Genomic DNA, 16,268 nt, shown 5'->3' on the forward strand with positions numbered 1-16,268 from the left:
GTTGATTGTAAGATTTTCAGGCTAACGCAGAGAGCGCAGAAGAGAAAATAATATGGTTAAATTTGGTTTTGTACGCTGGTGTGTAGTTGTCGGTTTTAGCTGTTTGTTACTGGCTGGCTGTGCTGTAAATCCTAGTGCGGGGAAAACTCTGCGGGTTGCTACCGAACCGGCATTTCCACCTTTTGAGTTTCAAAAACAAGGTGGCGAGTTGCAGGGATTTTCCATTGATTTAATGAATGCGATCGCTTCCTCTGCTAACTTTAAAGTGAATTTTCAAAGTCTGCCTTTTGATGGCATTATCCCAGCTTTACAAGCCAAAACGATAGATGCAGCCATTAGTTCGATCACCATTACAGAGGAGAGGGCGAAGACTATTTCTTTTTCCCGTCCTTATTTTAAGGCTGGGTTAGCGATCGCAATTCGTGCAGACAATCAAGATATTACTGGTTTAGACAGTCTCAAAAATAAAAAAGTTGCAGTCCAAATTGGCACAACTGGGGCTGCAAAGGCTAAGAGTATTCCTGGGGTGCAAATTCGCAGTTTTGATTCTGCACCCTTAGCCCTGCAAGAATTGTTCAATGGTAATGTGGATGCAGTAATTAATGATGCACCCGTAACTTTATATGCAATTAATACAGGCAATCTTCAGGGAATTAAAGTAGTACAGCAATTGTTGACGGAGGAGTTTTATGGAATTGCTACAGCTAAAAACTCGCCAAATTTGGCATTAATAAATGATGGTTTGAATAGGGTGTTAAAAAATGGCACTTATTCCCGAATTTACCAGAAATGGTTTAAACTTCAACCACCATCACTACCAGCTAAATCACCATTTGAGAATCAAACTAACGCTGGCACACCTAAAATATTAACTTCAATTGGCGTGATTTTGCAGGCTTTTCCAAGTTTATTACAGGGTGCATTGATAACGTTGAAATTGACGATACTTTCTGTAGTATTTGGTTTAATTGGCGGTTCCTTAATTGGTATTGTTCGCCTTTCTCATATTGCACCTGTGCGTTGGTTGGCGAGGGCGTATGTAGATTTTTTTCGGGGAACACCTTTGCTGGTGCAAATTTTTATGATTTACTTTGGTTTACCAGCAATTTTACAAGAACTTGGTTTGACATTTACTTTTGATCGCCTAACTGCTGGAGTAATTGCTTTAAGTCTGAATAGCGCTGCATACATTGCCGAAGTTGTTCGTGCTGGAATTCAATCAATTGAACCAGGACAAACAGAAGCAGCAAAATCTTTAGGTTTGAGTTCTGTGCAAACCATGAGTTATATAATTTTCCCTCAAGCTTTCCGGCGGATGATTCCACCTTTGGGTAATGAGTTTATCAGTTTATTGAAAGATACTAGCTTGGTTTCTGTAATTGGGTTTGAAGAGTTACTACGTAAAGGACAGTTAATTGTTGCTGACAACTATCGCGCCTTTGAGATTTACGCAGGTGTCGCGGTGGTTTATTTATGTTTGACGTTACTTTCTTCCCAAGCATTTAGCCGATTAGAAGCTTGGATGAATCCCGTCAAGCGCTAACAGACTTTCAAAAATAATTTCTCAAAATTCAGAGAATAATAATTAATATGCAGCAGTCGGCGGTTAAGATCCCAGATTCCGCAGGTTAGTTGAAAAATCTTGCTATTTTTCATAACCGATATATAGCAATGCTTTCAGGTCTTAAAGTTATATTCCGGATTTTGCGATCGCCTACGTGGGCAGAACCTCATCGCAACTCTATTTAGTGTCAAAATAAATTATTGAGTATATTTACTCATGCAGAATCTAACTGAAGCTCTTTAATATAAAACACAAATAACGGCACACATATCATACCTTATTTTGGGTACTTATAATTTATTGTTTAGTTTAACTTAAGATTTAACTCCGATTCCAATAAAAAAGTTATGTAAGAGCAATCACATAACCATATTGTTATCATAGATTCGGAATCATTAAGAAATGTAAATAGTAACTATAAGTGTGAGTCAATTTAACTTAGTGATTTCGTGCTTGCTATTTGAGGGCTGAATATATCAGTACAGCAGTGATGTAATTAAAACTCCGTAAATATGTTTAAACTATTCAATGCAAACCTACTTTTTCCTGCATTGGAACAGTTCAGCATACCAGCCAAAAATTAAAAACATTTCATTGGAGGAGAAGGAAATGAGAAATTTGAAAGCAATCATAGATAAATCCTCATTTACTAGTGAAGTACCGGCATCATTTGTGGTATTTCTTGTCGCCCTCCCTCTTTGTATGGGTATTGCGATCGCTTCGGGACTTCCGCCATCTCGCGGCTTAGTTACAGGAATAGTAGGCGGAATTATTGTTGGTGCTGTTTCCGGTTCTCCACTGCTAGTCAGTGGCCCTGCTGCTGGGCTTGCTGTGATTGTCGCAGAAATAGTTAAAGAATACGGCATTGAAATGGTTGGGCCAATTTTGCTGCTAGCGGGTTTAATCCAATTACTCGCAGGTATATTTAAACTTGGCCAGTTGTTTCGCGCCATGTCACCGGCTGTCATCTATGGAATGCTTGCAGGTATTGGGATATTAATCTTCGCTTCCCAATTTCATGTGATGTTAGACGACCAACCGCGTATACACGGCATTGAGAATTTAATTTCTATTCCCAACACAATTTACAAAGCTTTCTTCCCGATTGATGGTAGCGTTCATCACGTTGCAGCACTGATAGGTTTAATAACTATTATCAGTCTTCTGCTGTGGGAAAAATTTAAACCCAATAGTTTAAAGCTGATACCTGGTGCGCTTGTCGGCGTTGTAATTGCCACCATCATAGCTACAGTGTATCGATTACCGATTCAGTATGTTGATGTACCTGCAAATTTGGCACAAGCAATTCAATTACCGACACTTGCCAGCTTACCACGCCTAATTCAGGCATCAGTTTTGGTTGATGCGATCGTGATTGCATTCATTGCTAGTACAGAAAGTTTGCTTTCAGCCGTAGCAGTAGATCGACTCCATACCGGAAAAAGAACCGATTTCGATCGCGAATTAACAGCCCAAGGAATAGGCAACATTATATGTGGGTTCTTGGGTGCTTTACCGATGACAGGAGTGATAGCCCGCAGTTCTGTAAACGTAGAAGCTGGTGCTAAAACTAGATTATCAACGATGCTTCACGGTTTATGGCTGTTAATTTTAGTAATTGCAGCCCCAACCTTGCTCAAAATAATTCCCATTTCTAGTCTGGCAGCAATTTTAGTTGTTACTGGTTACAAACTAATCGAAGTAGAACATATTCGCCAATTGAAGAAGTATGGACGTTTTCCTCTGGTAATATTTGCTGCTACTTTAATCGGAATAGTTGTTACTGACCTGATCACAGGTGTTTTAATTGGTATTCTGTTGACAGGAGTTTTACTAATTCACAAAATGTCCGTGCTGAATATCCAAGTTATTAAACATGAAAATAATCAGCGAATAGACATTCATTTACAAGGTGCGGCAACATTTGTGAGGCTACCAAAATTGGCGAAGATTTTAGAACTTATGCCTCCAGGAAGTGAATTACATGTTTATATGCAAGACTTGGCTTATATAGATCACTCTTGCCTAGACTTACTATCGGTGTGGGGAAAACAACAACAAAAAATGGGAAGCACCTTAACTATGCAATGGGATCGTTTGATAGAACGTAATCGCAACCCATTTCCTCTGTAAGATTCAAGCTAAATTGAATTTTGCTTGCGTTAGGGTAGCACAGCTGTGCTGCCTGACGAATTGTTTGTATTTCATGTAATCAGTCAGAGGTTAAAATAGATTTTATATATAGAATTTAAATTGAGTTGCGGCTGAGTCAACCAAAAAAATATGACAATTCTCAATGCTCGTAATTTATCCTTAGAAGAAGTTCAACGTCTGTTTGGCTTTCAAAGACAGTACAATGACTCATTTTCTAACTACTTATCTCTGGAACCTCTCACGGAAGCAGAACAGCAGGAACTTAAACAAATTCAGCATGACTTTGATAGATACCTTACTATAGGAAAAGTTTCTGAAGGTCAGGTAAAGTTTCTTGCAGTTGCGCCTTTATTAAGATTAGCTGGTTTTTATCGCTATCCGATTGAGATTATTTTAGAAGAAAATATTGCTGATATTGAAGTTGAAGATGAAGATATCAAAATTAAAGGCAGATTTGATATCTTAGCTATTAGTAAAGCTAAACATACAAAACTTCAAACATATTTTTGGGTACTGTTAATTGAATCTAAAAATAGTCAGATTGATATATCAACAGGTTTACCTCAGCTACTTACTTATGCTTATAAAAATTTAGATAATCAAAAATCGGTTTGGGGATTAGTGACTAATGGTAGAAGTTATCAGTTTGTCTATATTGAACAAGGAAAACCCCCTATTTATTATCTATTACCAGAATTAAATTTAATGGAAAGAGAGCGTTCAACTCAGTTGCTACAAGTTTTAAAGGCAATTTGTCAACTTTAAAAGATAATTTAACTAGAGCGATCGCTTGTGTATGTAATAAACATTTCAAACCTCCTTCAGACAGAAGATTAAAGCGTTTACCTATAGGGATCATATTTGATTGTTGAAAAAGCTCAGTAAACTAGGAAGCCTTATTGCCTATTGCCTATTGCCTGACGGGAGCAAATCACTATGGTTACGCCACGCTACGCGAACGTATTTTTATATAAACAAACCGAACAGTCTGTAAAAAAACAAAAAAAATCACAGCATTCCTAGTTATTAAATTTTCTAAATCCCTTGTTGATACTGTAAATATTTCTTTTGTAATTCCTCTGGAATGGGAATAAGACGATTATTTTGCAAACTGACAAAACCACCTTTCTGACTAGCTACTGCTGCTAACTCATCGTTAGAGAAAATTTCAGCTTGCACAGTCCACTTTAAACGCCCTAAATTACTCAGCCATAAACGTCCAATCACTTGGTCAATAATCTTTATCGGGCGTTTATATTCAATTTCAGTTCCAGCTAGGATCGGTGTATATCCTTGCTCAATTTGTTGATTTAGTTGCCAATGTTCATCTAAAAACTTTAAACGTAAATCCTCTAGCCACCTGACATACACAATATTACTTACAATTCCCATAAAGTCAATATCGTATGTTTTTACAGGAATTGCTAATACTACTTCTAATGGTCTGTGTAAGCTGTTATTTACTAACATTATTTATCTCTCTATTTTTTAATATTATGTCTGTCAAACTAAAGGTGAGTTCCAAGTATTGATTCAGGTGATTAATTACCCTATGGATATGAATTGAATCTCCATAAAGCTTGCTCATCATTATGGCTCCTTCCAGGGTGGCGATTATGATAGTAGCGATTTCATCAGCACTCACTTCAGGGCGAATTTCACCCTTTTCAATTCCCGTTTCAATAATTCGACGAATTAGATGTAGCCAAGAGTTCATCGCCTGTTGAGCGCGTTCTCGCAACGCTGGATGAGCATCATCACTTTCCACAGCAGTATTCAGTAGTGGACATCCTCCCTTGATTGGTGGATTTTCTGCGAAGCTACTAAATACCTCAATGATTGCTTGCAGACGTTCTACTGCATGGCGTTTGCTTCGTAATGCAAATCTAGTGTGCTGCTTAATGCTAGCGATCGCAAAGTCAAAAGCCTGTAGCGCGAGATCGTCTTTGCTCTGGAAGTGATTGTAAATTCCTCCTTTCTGCAATCCTGTAACACGCATGATGTCAGACATCGATGAACCTGCATACCCCTGTTGGTTAAACAGTTCGGCTGCTTGGTGGAGAATTCTGATTTTTGTTTCTTCGCCTTTAGACATTCAATAATTACCGACCGATTGGTTTTATTATTTTAAACATTATCGGTGCTTGAAAGTCAAGTCTTATTGAATGCTGAATTGGATAAAGAGGTAACGGTGAAAAACTTACTGCAACTTCTTTCCTGCTCTCAAATCCCCAATCTCCGTATTATCCAGATAGTTGAGCGAGATACAACGCGAATACGCTGGACGTTTAATCATGCTTACGAGTAAAATACGGTAAGTGCATCGCCTTACGTGCTTTTACATGTAAAACCGCAAAAACCCAGTTAGAAGTTGAGTTTAGCAGAGCAACTGACCCATAAGTAGTTATCAAAGTTTATTTGACCTAAATGCCAGTTCTCATGCTGATAAAAATTTCCAGACAGGTTTTAAGTTGTCCAGGAATCCTCTGCCCTAACTTTTAGCTGGATAACCTTTGTGTCACTCATCTCTTGAGAAACACAATAACTTGCCATAACTAGCTCTGTCTACCACTGGGCTATATAGCACAATTGCTGCTCTCTAGCAGTGACGTAGTTAACAGTGAACAGTTATCAAGCCTTCGTTTGGGGATTTAAACCTAACCGACGCTGCTCACTTATAGAAGTGGGAGGCTCAACAGGATGATAACTGATAACTAATTGTTGAAACCCCTAAAGAGTATGCACTATTTATTACTACCGTTCTTAAGCTTTTTTGTTGGTATCATCGTTGGTTTGACGGGAATTGGCGGAGCCTCTTTAATCACGCCAATGTTGATTTTTGTTTTTCAGGTTCCGCCTTCAATCGCTGTGAGTTCTGATGTTGTGGCCGCCACATTGATGAAAATTGTTGGTAGCGTCAAGCATTGGGAACAGAAAACCCTTGACACAGAAGTTGTCAAATGGCTGGCCTTCGGGAGTGTTCCAGGCTCACTGTTGGGGGTAGGGATTTTGCACTTTCTTAAACGTACAGGTGAGTATAACCTGGATAACATCTTGCTCCGGTTGCTGGGCGGGATGATTTTGCTAGTCACGGTGTTAGCACTAGTGCAACTGTTGTTATTGACTTTTTTCCCCAAATTTAATTTACCCGAACTGCCAAAGTTAGACTTAGAAACTAATTTTGGTCGCTTTGTGACAATCACTTTGGGAGCGATTTTAGGCTGTTTGGTTGGTCTAACTAGCGTCTCTTCAGGTTCAATGTTTGCTCTAGTGCTGATTGGGTTTTTCCGCCTTGATGCTCGGAAGTTAGTGGGTACAGATATTTCACACGCAGCAATTTTACTGCTGTTTACAGCCCTCGGTCATCTTAGCCTGGGAACAGTTGATTGGAGTTTAGTACTACCTATATGGCTAGGCTCTGTGCCTGGGGTGTTACTAGGTGCTAAAATCTGTCAGATAGCTCCGCAACGCCCACTACGGTTTGTCGTTTACGCCATTTTGATGATGGTAAGTTGGAAATTAGTTCATCAAGTGTAACCAAATTGGGATTTTCAATTCCAAATCCAGCATCCAACATCCAAGATTGATTAACTTTTCACCCAAGGTAGTAGAGTGAATGTACCTCGCTCATACATAATGAACAGACCCAAGCCAATTAACACAAAAGGTACGACAGCTTGACCGTAGCGGCTCAAAATCTCAGCAATGGTAGGTTGACGGCTTAAAAAATAAGCGATCGCACACCAAACCCCTACCATGATAAAAAATATACTTAAAATTACTCCCAAGCTGGTAAGGTCGTGACCAGCGAACAAAGGGATATATATACTAATATTGTCACCACCGTTAGCGATCGTTACTGCTGTTACTTTATAGGTTTGGGGGTGCAAAATACTCAAAATAAAAGACAATACCGGGTTAGTAGGTCTAGACTCTCTAAAATCACTACTGACTGTCTGAACTGTTGTAGTTTCTTCTTTTCTATATACTAATTGCTGAATTCCAATTGCTATTGGTAACAGTCCTAGCAATCCTATCCATTCTCGTTGTACAACCAATCCACCAAAAAATCCTGGTAAGCTAGCGATGATAATGGCTGTAAAACCCAGATATTGACCGAGTAAGACATGTCGCGGCCGAAAATTACCATCTACCTGTGAAAAAAATATTAACAAGATAATTATGTCATCTATGTTAGTGGCGATGAAGGCAATTAACCCTTCACTGAAGGCTGTCCCTAGCTTACTCATGCTGGATTTTTGAATCTACGATTTACCACCATACCATCGGCACTCTAAATTTCTCTGTGTACGTAAGTATCCTTGCTTGTCGGCGAACTATTATCTAGAAAAATCTGGAAGACCGCTTTTATCGGTTCCTATCAATGATAATTTTAAGCATTGGGAACCCCTAAAAATCGAAGTTTATGAACGCAGCCGACGACAAAACGATTGTTCGCGAGTATTTCAATTCCACAGGGTTTGACCGTTGGAAGCGAATCTACGGCGATGGCGAAGTCAACAAAGTCCAACTAGACATCCGCAATGGACACCAACAAACTGTAGATACAGTTCTCGGTTGGCTGAAGGCTGATAACAATTTACCAGAGCTATCAATCTGTGATGCTGGCTGTGGTGTCGGTAGTCTCAGCATTCCTCTGGCGGTAGATGGTGCCAAAGTCTATGCCACTGATATTTCTGAAAAAATGGTAGAAGAAGGCAAGGATAGAGCCAAGCAAACTTTGGGAAATGCCGAAAATCCCACTTTTGCTGTACAGGATTTGGAATCATTGAATGGTAGTTACCATACTGTTATTTGCTTAGATGTTCTTATCCACTACCCTCAAGAAAAAGCAGATGAGATGATATCTCACCTCTGTTCTTTAGCACAGTCGCGGATAATTCTCAGTTTTGCACCGAAAACTTGCGCCCTAAGTATACTCAAGAAAATTGGCAGTTTCTTTCCTGGGCCAAGCAAAGCCACTCGTGCATATTTGCATCGTGAGGCTGATGTGGTAAGAATTTTGGAAAGTAATGGCTTTTCTTTGCAACGACGCGCAATGACGAAGACTCGCTTCTATTTTTCTCGTCTATTGGAAGCTACACGGGAGTAAGGTAAAAATCGCAGCAATCAAAATACTATACCTTTGCTGCGATTTGACAATCTCAATAGTTAACATTCATAAAGCAAGCTAGGCAAAAAAGTTTTGTGCAAAAGCTAAAAAACTGTCGTTGGGAATAGATTGATATATTGGAACCTTTACGAAAGTAAGGTTAAAATCGCAAGCAAAGTCTAAATCTGAAGTGGAACTATGAAAACTGCTGAAAAATTGGCCGCAGGTTGGCTACTGACAATGGGATTCATGTTTGTAATATTATCAGCAGCATCGGTATTTAATAAAACGACTATGGAAAAATCAATTACGCTACCCTTAGCTTGGGATGGCTCGATTGAGTTCTCAGCAGCAACAAATACCCCTGTAATTGATAATACTGCGGTAGAGCGTCTAATTTTTGGCGTTCCTACCTTAACATTGGGTACATGGTTAGCATTAGGATTATACCGTCAAAGTCGGCAGGAGAAAAAGGCGATTAATCAACAAGTTAGCGATCGCCTGCAATCGATTTTTTATGAGATGCTACAAGAAAATCACGGGCGCGTAACTGTTTTAGGCTTTGCCATCCAGTCACAATTACCCGCAGCCCACGCCAGACAATATTTAGATCAAAAAGCTAAAGAATTCAATGCAAATTTTAAGGTAAACGAAGAAGGGGCTGTATCATATCATTTTGATGTCTAATTGTCATTAGTCATTTGTCCTTTGTCCTTTGTTATTTGTTATTCACTAATGACCAATGACTAATGACTAATGACTACTTTACAAACTTACGGCTAGGTCTCATGACGCAGATTTTTTTGAGCGTAGCTGCCATTTTAGGCGGTTTGTCGGTTGCTGCTGGTGCTTTTGCTTCCCATGCCCTGCGGGAAAAGATTAGTGAGCGATCGCTAGAAATTTTTGAAACTGGCGCTCGTTACCAAATGTATCATGCTCTGGCACTTTTCTTAGTAGCCATACTAATTAGTCGTACCGAGTCCCCTCAACCCACTCTAATTGCTAGTGGCTGGCTGTTTCTCATTGGTATTGCTATTTTCTCAGGAAGCTTGTACGCCCTTAGCTTAACCGGTATTAAATCTTTAGGAGCGATCGCACCACTAGGAGGTGCAGCCTTTCTTGCTGGTTGGGGTGCTTTAGCTGTCGCCGCTTGGAACTTGAAGTTGTAAAAAATTTAGAAGTTAGGAGTTAAAAAATTTTAACTCCTAACTCCATTTGTTGAAGGCTCAATTTCCTTCTTTTTACAGCACATTTGATATTAATAGATCACATCCAAGCTTTTATTAAACCTGCACAGACGAATCACGATTAGCGTTGTTATATAAGTAACGCAGAATTTAAAATTACCAACTTTCTATTTTTGAAAAACTTATAATTTATAGCTTCTTGTTCTCAGACGTACTAACAAATTATGCAAAGCCAAATTGGCTGAAGGAGCTTCAGGTAACGGACTAGATTGATATGCCTCCTGCAATTTATTACGTAGACGTTCATATTCTCTTTGATGAAAAGTTATATTAATATCTGACAAAACAGACTTTTCTGTACCTGCTAATTTTTGGGCGATTAAATCAGGAATATATGGTAAATTAAAAACCTCATTCAGCTTAATTAAATTAGCCTCAATTATCCCTGTTTGCATTAGATAAATCCCAGTTAATAGGACTCGATAAACATAAAGCAATGGTTTGATTCGATACGTCTGGTCTTTCTCAAAAAGTTTCCATTGTGTTGCAGCAAAACCAATATAATGGTAGCTATGATGACGAGTAATGCAATTTTTAGCAATAAATTTCAATTCCTTATGTTCGGATGAAGTTGTTAATATCAAAGGAGAATACAGTTGTTCTAACACATAACCATTCTTTTTAAGCAGCATCAAAAAGAATTTTTTTACATCATGAGTTACTAAATCAATTTCTAAAGATTCACGAACTTCTGAAACTTCAATAGTTTCATTTTTGGTCTCTAATCCTACTACTTCTTGAACTGGCAAAATATGCACACCACGCAAGTCATAATCAGAATCAGGTGAGGGAAAGCCATATAAGTGCGAACCACTGATGATGGTGAATAAAAGCGGGTAAGGCTGTTGCCTAATAATTGTGTTAATAGAAACTGGAATATTCATAATGTGCCGTTTACTTGCTTACCTCGGTTCGCCTGTTTCTTTAGAACATCTTCTGTATAAACCAGAACACTCACTCATAGTTCAGAGTTATCAACCCCGCGAAATGATTTCTGGGGTGGTAAATGCAGATGGCTTTGGTGTGGGTTGGTATCATAGTCAAAAAGATATTGAACCTTTTATCTACAAAAATACTCTACCTATTTGGAATGATATAAATCTACCCAGTCTCAGCCGTTACGTTGAATCAAAGTGTGTACTTGCTTATGTTCGCAGTGCGACACCAGAACAAGCTGTAGATTTTGCTAATTGTCAGCCTTTTAACTATCAACAACAGCTATTTATTCACGATGGGCGAATCGAGAATTTCCGCAAAACATTACACAGAAAAATCCGTAGCACTTTAACCCAAGATTTTTACGAAAAAATTAATGGCAGTACTGACTCCGAACACATTTTTGCATTGTTACTTTCACAAAGTCAAATTAACAAACATCGACCTCCAGAATATGCTTTACGTAGTACATTATTAACGCTTTTAGAGATGGCAAAACGCTATCAAGTAGAAGCCTCACTTAATGTAATTTTTAGTGACGGATACCGTTTAATAGCTTCTCGTTTTGCTACCACTTCACCACCTTCATCTCTTTATTGGATACGAGATGATCCGACTTTTCCAAAATCTGTAATTATTGCGTCCGAACCTCTATTTATAGGTAATTGGATTGCTTGCCCAGAAAATAGCATTATTACTGTGGGAGCAGACTGTGAGATCCAAATTGAGCAAATCTAGTGTTACCTAAATCAGAATCTATTCATTTACCAAACTTATTGGTATAAATCCAAGGCATAATCTTTACTTCTTGTTACAGAATTGGGATACGTCTCTACAAAGGTTCTAGATAATACATATTTAAGTTCACCAGATGTCTATTAAGTAACGGGTTAGTAATCGCACTTAAGCGCTTACTTGCTGTCATTTCAATGGGCAAATGCCTAAAAATAGCTTGAAAGCTTGAGCAATATAGCTCAAGCATGATTTTATTAACTATGGCTATATGTTTCACTGATTGGGGTAAAGGTCTGCCATCAAAGGTAGCCTATTACGCCAAGCATACGGAGGTTTCATGTCGATATCTAAAGTTGTTAACAGGAACTTTGCTTCTCAAAACAGCGTTGAAAAACGCTTGCAGATACAGCGTCTGATCGGAGCAACTCAAATAGTTGCACCTAGTACAGGGAGTGATGTGATTAAGGGATTAACTCAAACACCTAAATCTCTACCCCCCTGTTACTTTTATGATGACCGTGGTTCTGAGCTATTTGAGCAAATCTGTGATTTACCAGAATATTATCTCACACGCACAGAAACAACGATTTTACAGCAGTACGCTGGTGAAATTGCTAAGATCACCGGCGCTTGTGAATTGGTAGAACTTGGCAGTGGTAGTTCTAGCAAAACCCGCATTTTACTAGATGCCTACCAGCAGCTAGGCTATCCCCTACACTACCTACCAATTGATGTGTGTGCAGGTATATTGGAAAGTAGCGCCAAGCAGTTATTAGAAGATTATCCGTTACTGCAAGTTTATGCACTAGCGGGAACCTATGAATTAGCTCTTGCAAAACTCCTACCGACGCAATTACCCAGTCGGATGATTTGTTTTATTGGTAGCACTTTAGGTAATCTGACACCTGATGAATGTGATGTATTCCTTTCTCAAATTAAAAATGCTCTACAAGTAGGTGAGTATTTTTTGTTGGGGATAGATTTACGAAAGCCGAAACAGATTTTGGAACCAGCTTATAACGACAGCCAAGGGGTAACGGCAGCATTTAACCTCAATATGTTGGAACATTTAAATCAACGGTTTGAGGGGAATTTCGACACTACTCAGTTTGAACACTGGGCATTTTACAATGAAAGTAAACATCAAATAGAAATGCATTTACGCAGCCTGCGATCGCAAATCGTAGAATTACACGCTCTTAACCTCAAGGTTAATTTTGCACCAGGTGAGACTATCCTTACCGAAATCTCTCGCAAATTTGACCTCAATAGCATCAAACAGCAACTCACCGCACAGGGTTTATTACCACTTCGGATGTGGACAGATGCCAATCAATGGTTTGGTTTACTGCTTTGTCAGCTACATTCATGAACCAAATCAGGATATGCCTCACATATTACATAGTGGTTTTCAGTTGAGTCTAATATAGAGCTAACAAAAACAGCCTCTTTTCCAATGCTTCAACGAGGGGTTGGAAAAGAGGTTCTTTCAGGATTACTGAATTGATGTTCTCGGAAGGGAGTGAAATTTTGGCGTTGCTGATTCCATATATGAAAACGATTTTGCATAATACCAAAATCCTTGTAGAGACGTAGCACTGCTACGTCTCTACATCTAGATTCATACTTCAATTCAGCAACGCCGATATTTTTAATTACTTTTATCGAGTGAATAGCGATGCCTACGGCGGGCTGCGCCTACGCTCCCTTAAAACTGGCGGTTCTGGATTAGGATTAGCGATCGCTAAGGCAATTATTCAGTCACACCAAGGTAGTTTAAGCGTGCAGAGTCAATTAGGCAAAGGCAGCACTTTTACTATTCAATTACCCTTTGATGTAACGCCAATTTCCCAATTTAAATTACTGTATCGTTGCCACCCTAAATTTAAATAAAATTTTCTTACCAAACTTTACTCATATTCAAAATAAACCCAGGTAATACCGACTCGCCGCTTACACTAGCAGGATTATTTAAACATTCTTCTGGCAATCCAGGACGATAAATATAAACTTTACGCTGCTTACGGTCAATCAGCCAACTTAACTGTATTCCTGGCTCGTTCATATATTCCTCCATTTTTTCTTTTAAAGTTTGGAGGTTGTCGCTAGGAGATTTGAGTTCGACTACAAAATCTGGACAAATGGGTACAAATTTTTCTTGTTGTTTTGGAGACAGAGCATTCCACCGTTCTAATTTAATCCAGGAAGCATCTGGCGATCTGTTTGCACCTGTTGATAACTTAAATCCGGTACTAGAGTCAAAAGTTATACCTGTACCATCTTGTTCCGACCACACCCATAGCTGTCCAAAGATGTTGCCTCCACGGTTGCCTGTTGTCCCACCTGTAGGCGGCATAATTGATATCTCTCCAAATTTATTTCGCTCAATGCGTAAGTCACGATTCACCTGACAGAATTCAAAAAATTGTTCGTCTGTCATTTGCATTGATGACGGAATTTGCAAAACCAAAGGAGATGAGAACATAGGGATTTCCTCCAGCTTCAAATGCCTAGTTCACTGACTATATTCTCACGCAAAAAAACAAAGACGCAAAATTATATCTTTGCGACGGCAGTCGCTCATGGGGGAAACCCCCAAGACCGCGCTGCCTCGCCTTTGCTTTATTATCTGAAATCATTTTCAGATTTACTTGTTAGGCTGAGGAGTCATCCGCAGATAGGGTTTGATTTCCTCGTAACCTTTGGGGAATTTCTCTTTGAGTACTTCTGGATCTTTCAATGAAGGGACAATTACGACATCCTCTCCATCTTTCCAGTCAGCTGGTGTTGCCACGCTGTAATTATCAGTCAATTGCAGAGAATCAATTACCCGCAAAAGTTCGTCAAAATTGCGTCCTGTGCTGGGAGGATAAGTGAAACTCAAGCGCAGTTTCTTATTGGGGTCAATTACAAAAACCGATCGCACTGTCACCGCCGCATTAGCATTGGGGTGGATCATGTCGTAAAGGTCAGCAACCTTGCGATCCGCATCCGCCAAAATTGGGTAATTAAGGGTGGTGCTTTGAGTTTCTTCGATGTCTCCCACCCAGCCTTTGTGAGATTCTACGTCATCAACGCTGAGTGCGATCGCTTTGACATTGCGCTTGTCAAATTCTGGTTTTAGCTTGGCAACTGTGCCGAGTTCTGTTGTACAAACAGGTGTAAAATCAGCAGGGTGAGAGAACAGCACAACCCAGCTGTCACCTGCCCATTGGTAAAAATCGATGTCGCCGTGTGTTGAGGCTTGCGTAAAGTTGGGTACTGTGTCACCTAGACGGAGAGCCATGTGAGATTCCCTGTAGTTAGAAAAGCATATATATTCTAGTATGCTATGCCATCATGACATAAAACCCCGATTTCCCAATCGGAGTTTAGCAGTTTGAAACAAAATTTTAGGTTGTCAACACTCTCAGATAAGGGATTAAAAAGAGGTAAAAACTATTGACTAAAGTACAAATATATGCTCTAGGTTGCTATTTGTCTCTCCAGGTTTTTATTTACATAGAGAATTGCAAATATCAGGGCGATATCCGACTAGAAGCCATTGCACATCTAGGCTTATTGAGTTGCCACATTTCCACATTATTGCAGAATTAGGATAAACTTTTTCGCATAGATGCAATATTGTGAGAAGCTTATAAGTTATTAAAAATAGAATTTTTATAAAGCAAGTAGTGAGAATAAAAACTAAAAATATGCTTATTATTTTTGAAGTTTGAATTAATGATGATATTAATTTTTTTGGTGATTGGTGTTATCCTCAGCACAACGGCAAGCTTTGTTTTCGGAATTCCCTGGTTGATGCCGATTTTAGGTGCTGCTGTCCCCTATCCCATTTTCTTTTTACAAGTGCGTCGTCAACAATATAAAAGCGCTTTTTGGTGGATGTTACTGTGGGGAGTTTTGCAGAGTATTGGTGTAATTGTAGCAACAACAATCGCACCACAAATAGCAGCAAAAGTCATTCTCCGTGGACAGTCATACACTACAGAGATGTTTCACTGGATTCGCACGGGAGAAGGAATGGAAGGAACACTTAGTTTATTTTTATCAAATCATTTATTGCACTACGGAATTTTTTGTCTTCTCTGCGTTGTCACCTTGAGTAGTGCAGCATTGATATTTGGTACTTGGATGCTGAACTACATGAATTTTTATGTTGCAGAATTGGTGAAAATGAGTGCTAAACCTTGGTTAGCAGCTATTTTAGGGTGGTATCCGTGGTCAATTTTGCGAATAATCGGGTTTATTGCCACTGGGGTAGCTTTAGCTGCATTAGGATTAAATCTAGTAACTCGTATCAGAGGCGAAGTTCCAAAGTCTCCCTTTCCGAAAACTTATATGTTTATTGGGATTGGTTTTGTGATTTCGGATATCGTTGTCAAAGCAGTTCTAGCACCTATTTGGCAAAAACTGCTGTTGTCTGCGTTGGGTTAAAAGAGAACAGGACTTACGCAACTGTCACAAGCAATGGCGCGGTGTAGCCGCGCCGCGCGCCAAGCAACTACACGATAAACAT

Annotated in this window: 16 protein-coding genes and 1 pseudogene; 11 read left to right on the plus strand and 6 right to left on the minus strand. The window is 39.2% G+C overall.

What is annotated here, in order from left to right; all coding sequences use genetic code 11:
* Positions 1–52 precede the first annotated feature (52 nt).
* From RMX98_RS19130 to RMX98_RS19140, 3 genes are all read left to right on the plus strand, one after another.
* Entirely contained in the window at positions 53–1,543 is a 1,491-nt protein-coding gene (locus RMX98_RS19130) for an ABC transporter permease subunit (protein WP_322677730.1), read from the plus strand.
* A gap of 630 nt (positions 1,544–2,173) precedes the next feature.
* Complete coding sequence (locus tag RMX98_RS19135; protein ID WP_322677731.1) at positions 2,174–3,697, plus strand: SulP family inorganic anion transporter; 1,524 nt, start codon at positions 2,174–2,176, stop codon at positions 3,695–3,697.
* 150 nt (positions 3,698–3,847) lie between these two features.
* Positions 3,848–4,483, plus strand: coding sequence for a restriction endonuclease subunit R (locus tag RMX98_RS19140; RefSeq protein ID WP_322677732.1), 636 nt, complete (start codon positions 3,848–3,850; stop codon positions 4,481–4,483).
* A gap of 270 nt (positions 4,484–4,753) precedes the next feature.
* Here RMX98_RS19140 and RMX98_RS19145 read toward each other — a convergent pair whose 3' ends face one another.
* Positions 4,754–5,188 carry a thioesterase family protein gene (locus RMX98_RS19145; RefSeq protein ID WP_322677733.1) on the minus strand — a complete coding sequence of 145 codons (435 nt, stop codon included), beginning with the start codon at positions 5,186–5,188 and terminating at the stop codon, positions 4,754–4,756.
* The gene (locus RMX98_RS19150) at positions 5,175–5,813 is read right to left on the minus strand and encodes a TetR/AcrR family transcriptional regulator (RefSeq protein WP_322677734.1); all 639 of its coding nucleotides are present in this window, start codon (positions 5,811–5,813) and stop codon (positions 5,175–5,177) included. The genes RMX98_RS19145 and RMX98_RS19150 overlap by 14 nt, the downstream gene beginning before the upstream one ends.
* Positions 5,814–6,457: 644 nt before the next feature.
* Between RMX98_RS19150 and RMX98_RS19155 the strand changes: the two genes are divergently transcribed.
* On the plus strand, positions 6,458–7,255 hold the full coding sequence (locus RMX98_RS19155; RefSeq protein ID WP_322677735.1) for a sulfite exporter TauE/SafE family protein: 798 nt from the start codon (positions 6,458–6,460) through the stop codon (positions 7,253–7,255).
* Between the two features lie 50 nt (positions 7,256–7,305).
* Here the strand turns inward: RMX98_RS19155 and RMX98_RS19160 are convergent, their stop codons facing one another.
* The gene (locus RMX98_RS19160) at positions 7,306–7,968 is read right to left on the minus strand and encodes a cadmium resistance transporter (RefSeq protein WP_322677736.1); all 663 of its coding nucleotides are present in this window, start codon (positions 7,966–7,968) and stop codon (positions 7,306–7,308) included.
* 176 nt (positions 7,969–8,144) lie between these two features.
* Between RMX98_RS19160 and bchM the strand changes: the two genes are divergently transcribed.
* The 3 genes from bchM (at position 8,145) to RMX98_RS19175 (ending at position 10,000) form a co-directional block, all read left to right on the plus strand.
* A complete protein-coding gene (bchM, locus tag RMX98_RS19165) occupies positions 8,145–8,831 on the plus strand; it encodes a magnesium protoporphyrin IX methyltransferase (protein WP_322677737.1) in 687 nt (228 codons plus the stop codon).
* A gap of 198 nt (positions 8,832–9,029) precedes the next feature.
* A complete protein-coding gene (locus tag RMX98_RS19170; RefSeq protein WP_322677738.1) occupies positions 9,030–9,518 on the plus strand; it encodes a hypothetical protein in 489 nt (162 codons plus the stop codon).
* 101 nt (positions 9,519–9,619) lie between these two features.
* Positions 9,620–10,000, plus strand: a complete 381-nt coding sequence (locus tag RMX98_RS19175) for a DUF423 domain-containing protein (protein ID WP_322677739.1) — start codon at positions 9,620–9,622, stop codon at positions 9,998–10,000.
* A gap of 200 nt (positions 10,001–10,200) precedes the next feature.
* On the opposite strand, the gene RMX98_RS19180 is transcribed toward RMX98_RS19175, so the two are convergent.
* The gene (locus RMX98_RS19180; RefSeq protein ID WP_322677740.1) at positions 10,201–10,962 is read right to left on the minus strand and encodes a DNA polymerase beta superfamily protein; all 762 of its coding nucleotides are present in this window, start codon (positions 10,960–10,962) and stop codon (positions 10,201–10,203) included.
* A 1-nt stretch (position 10,963) separates the two neighbouring features.
* Here RMX98_RS19180 and egtC point away from each other — a divergent pair, with 1 nt between their 5' ends.
* From egtC to RMX98_RS19195, 3 genes and pseudogenes are all read left to right on the plus strand, one after another.
* On the plus strand, positions 10,964–11,752 hold the full coding sequence (gene egtC / locus RMX98_RS19185; protein ID WP_322677741.1) for an ergothioneine biosynthesis protein EgtC: 789 nt from the start codon (positions 10,964–10,966) through the stop codon (positions 11,750–11,752).
* Between the two features lie 334 nt (positions 11,753–12,086).
* The gene (gene egtD, locus RMX98_RS19190; protein ID WP_322677742.1) at positions 12,087–13,121 is read left to right on the plus strand and encodes an L-histidine N(alpha)-methyltransferase; all 1,035 of its coding nucleotides are present in this window, start codon (positions 12,087–12,089) and stop codon (positions 13,119–13,121) included.
* A 275-nt stretch (positions 13,122–13,396) separates the two neighbouring features.
* Positions 13,397–13,642: pseudogene (locus RMX98_RS19195) on the plus strand (ATP-binding protein); the annotation flags it as partial.
* Between the two features lie 7 nt (positions 13,643–13,649).
* On the opposite strand, the gene RMX98_RS19200 reads toward RMX98_RS19195, so the two are convergent.
* Together RMX98_RS19200 and RMX98_RS19205 are read right to left on the minus strand one after the other, a co-directional pair.
* Entirely contained in the window at positions 13,650–14,234 is a 585-nt protein-coding gene (locus RMX98_RS19200) for a Uma2 family endonuclease (protein WP_322677743.1), read from the minus strand.
* Positions 14,235–14,396: 162 nt separating this feature from the next.
* A complete protein-coding gene (locus RMX98_RS19205) occupies positions 14,397–15,035 on the minus strand; it encodes a peroxiredoxin (RefSeq protein ID WP_012412697.1) in 639 nt (212 codons plus the stop codon).
* Positions 15,036–15,472: 437 nt separating this feature from the next.
* On the opposite strand from RMX98_RS19205, the gene RMX98_RS19210 reads away from it, so the two are divergent.
* Entirely contained in the window at positions 15,473–16,186 is a 714-nt protein-coding gene (locus tag RMX98_RS19210; protein WP_322677744.1) for a hypothetical protein, read from the plus strand.
* Positions 16,187–16,268 lie beyond the last annotated feature (82 nt).

It is taken from the genome of Nostoc sp. DedQUE02, from assembly GCF_034531035.1.
Lineage (GTDB): Bacteria > Cyanobacteriota > Cyanobacteriia > Cyanobacteriales > Nostocaceae > Nostoc.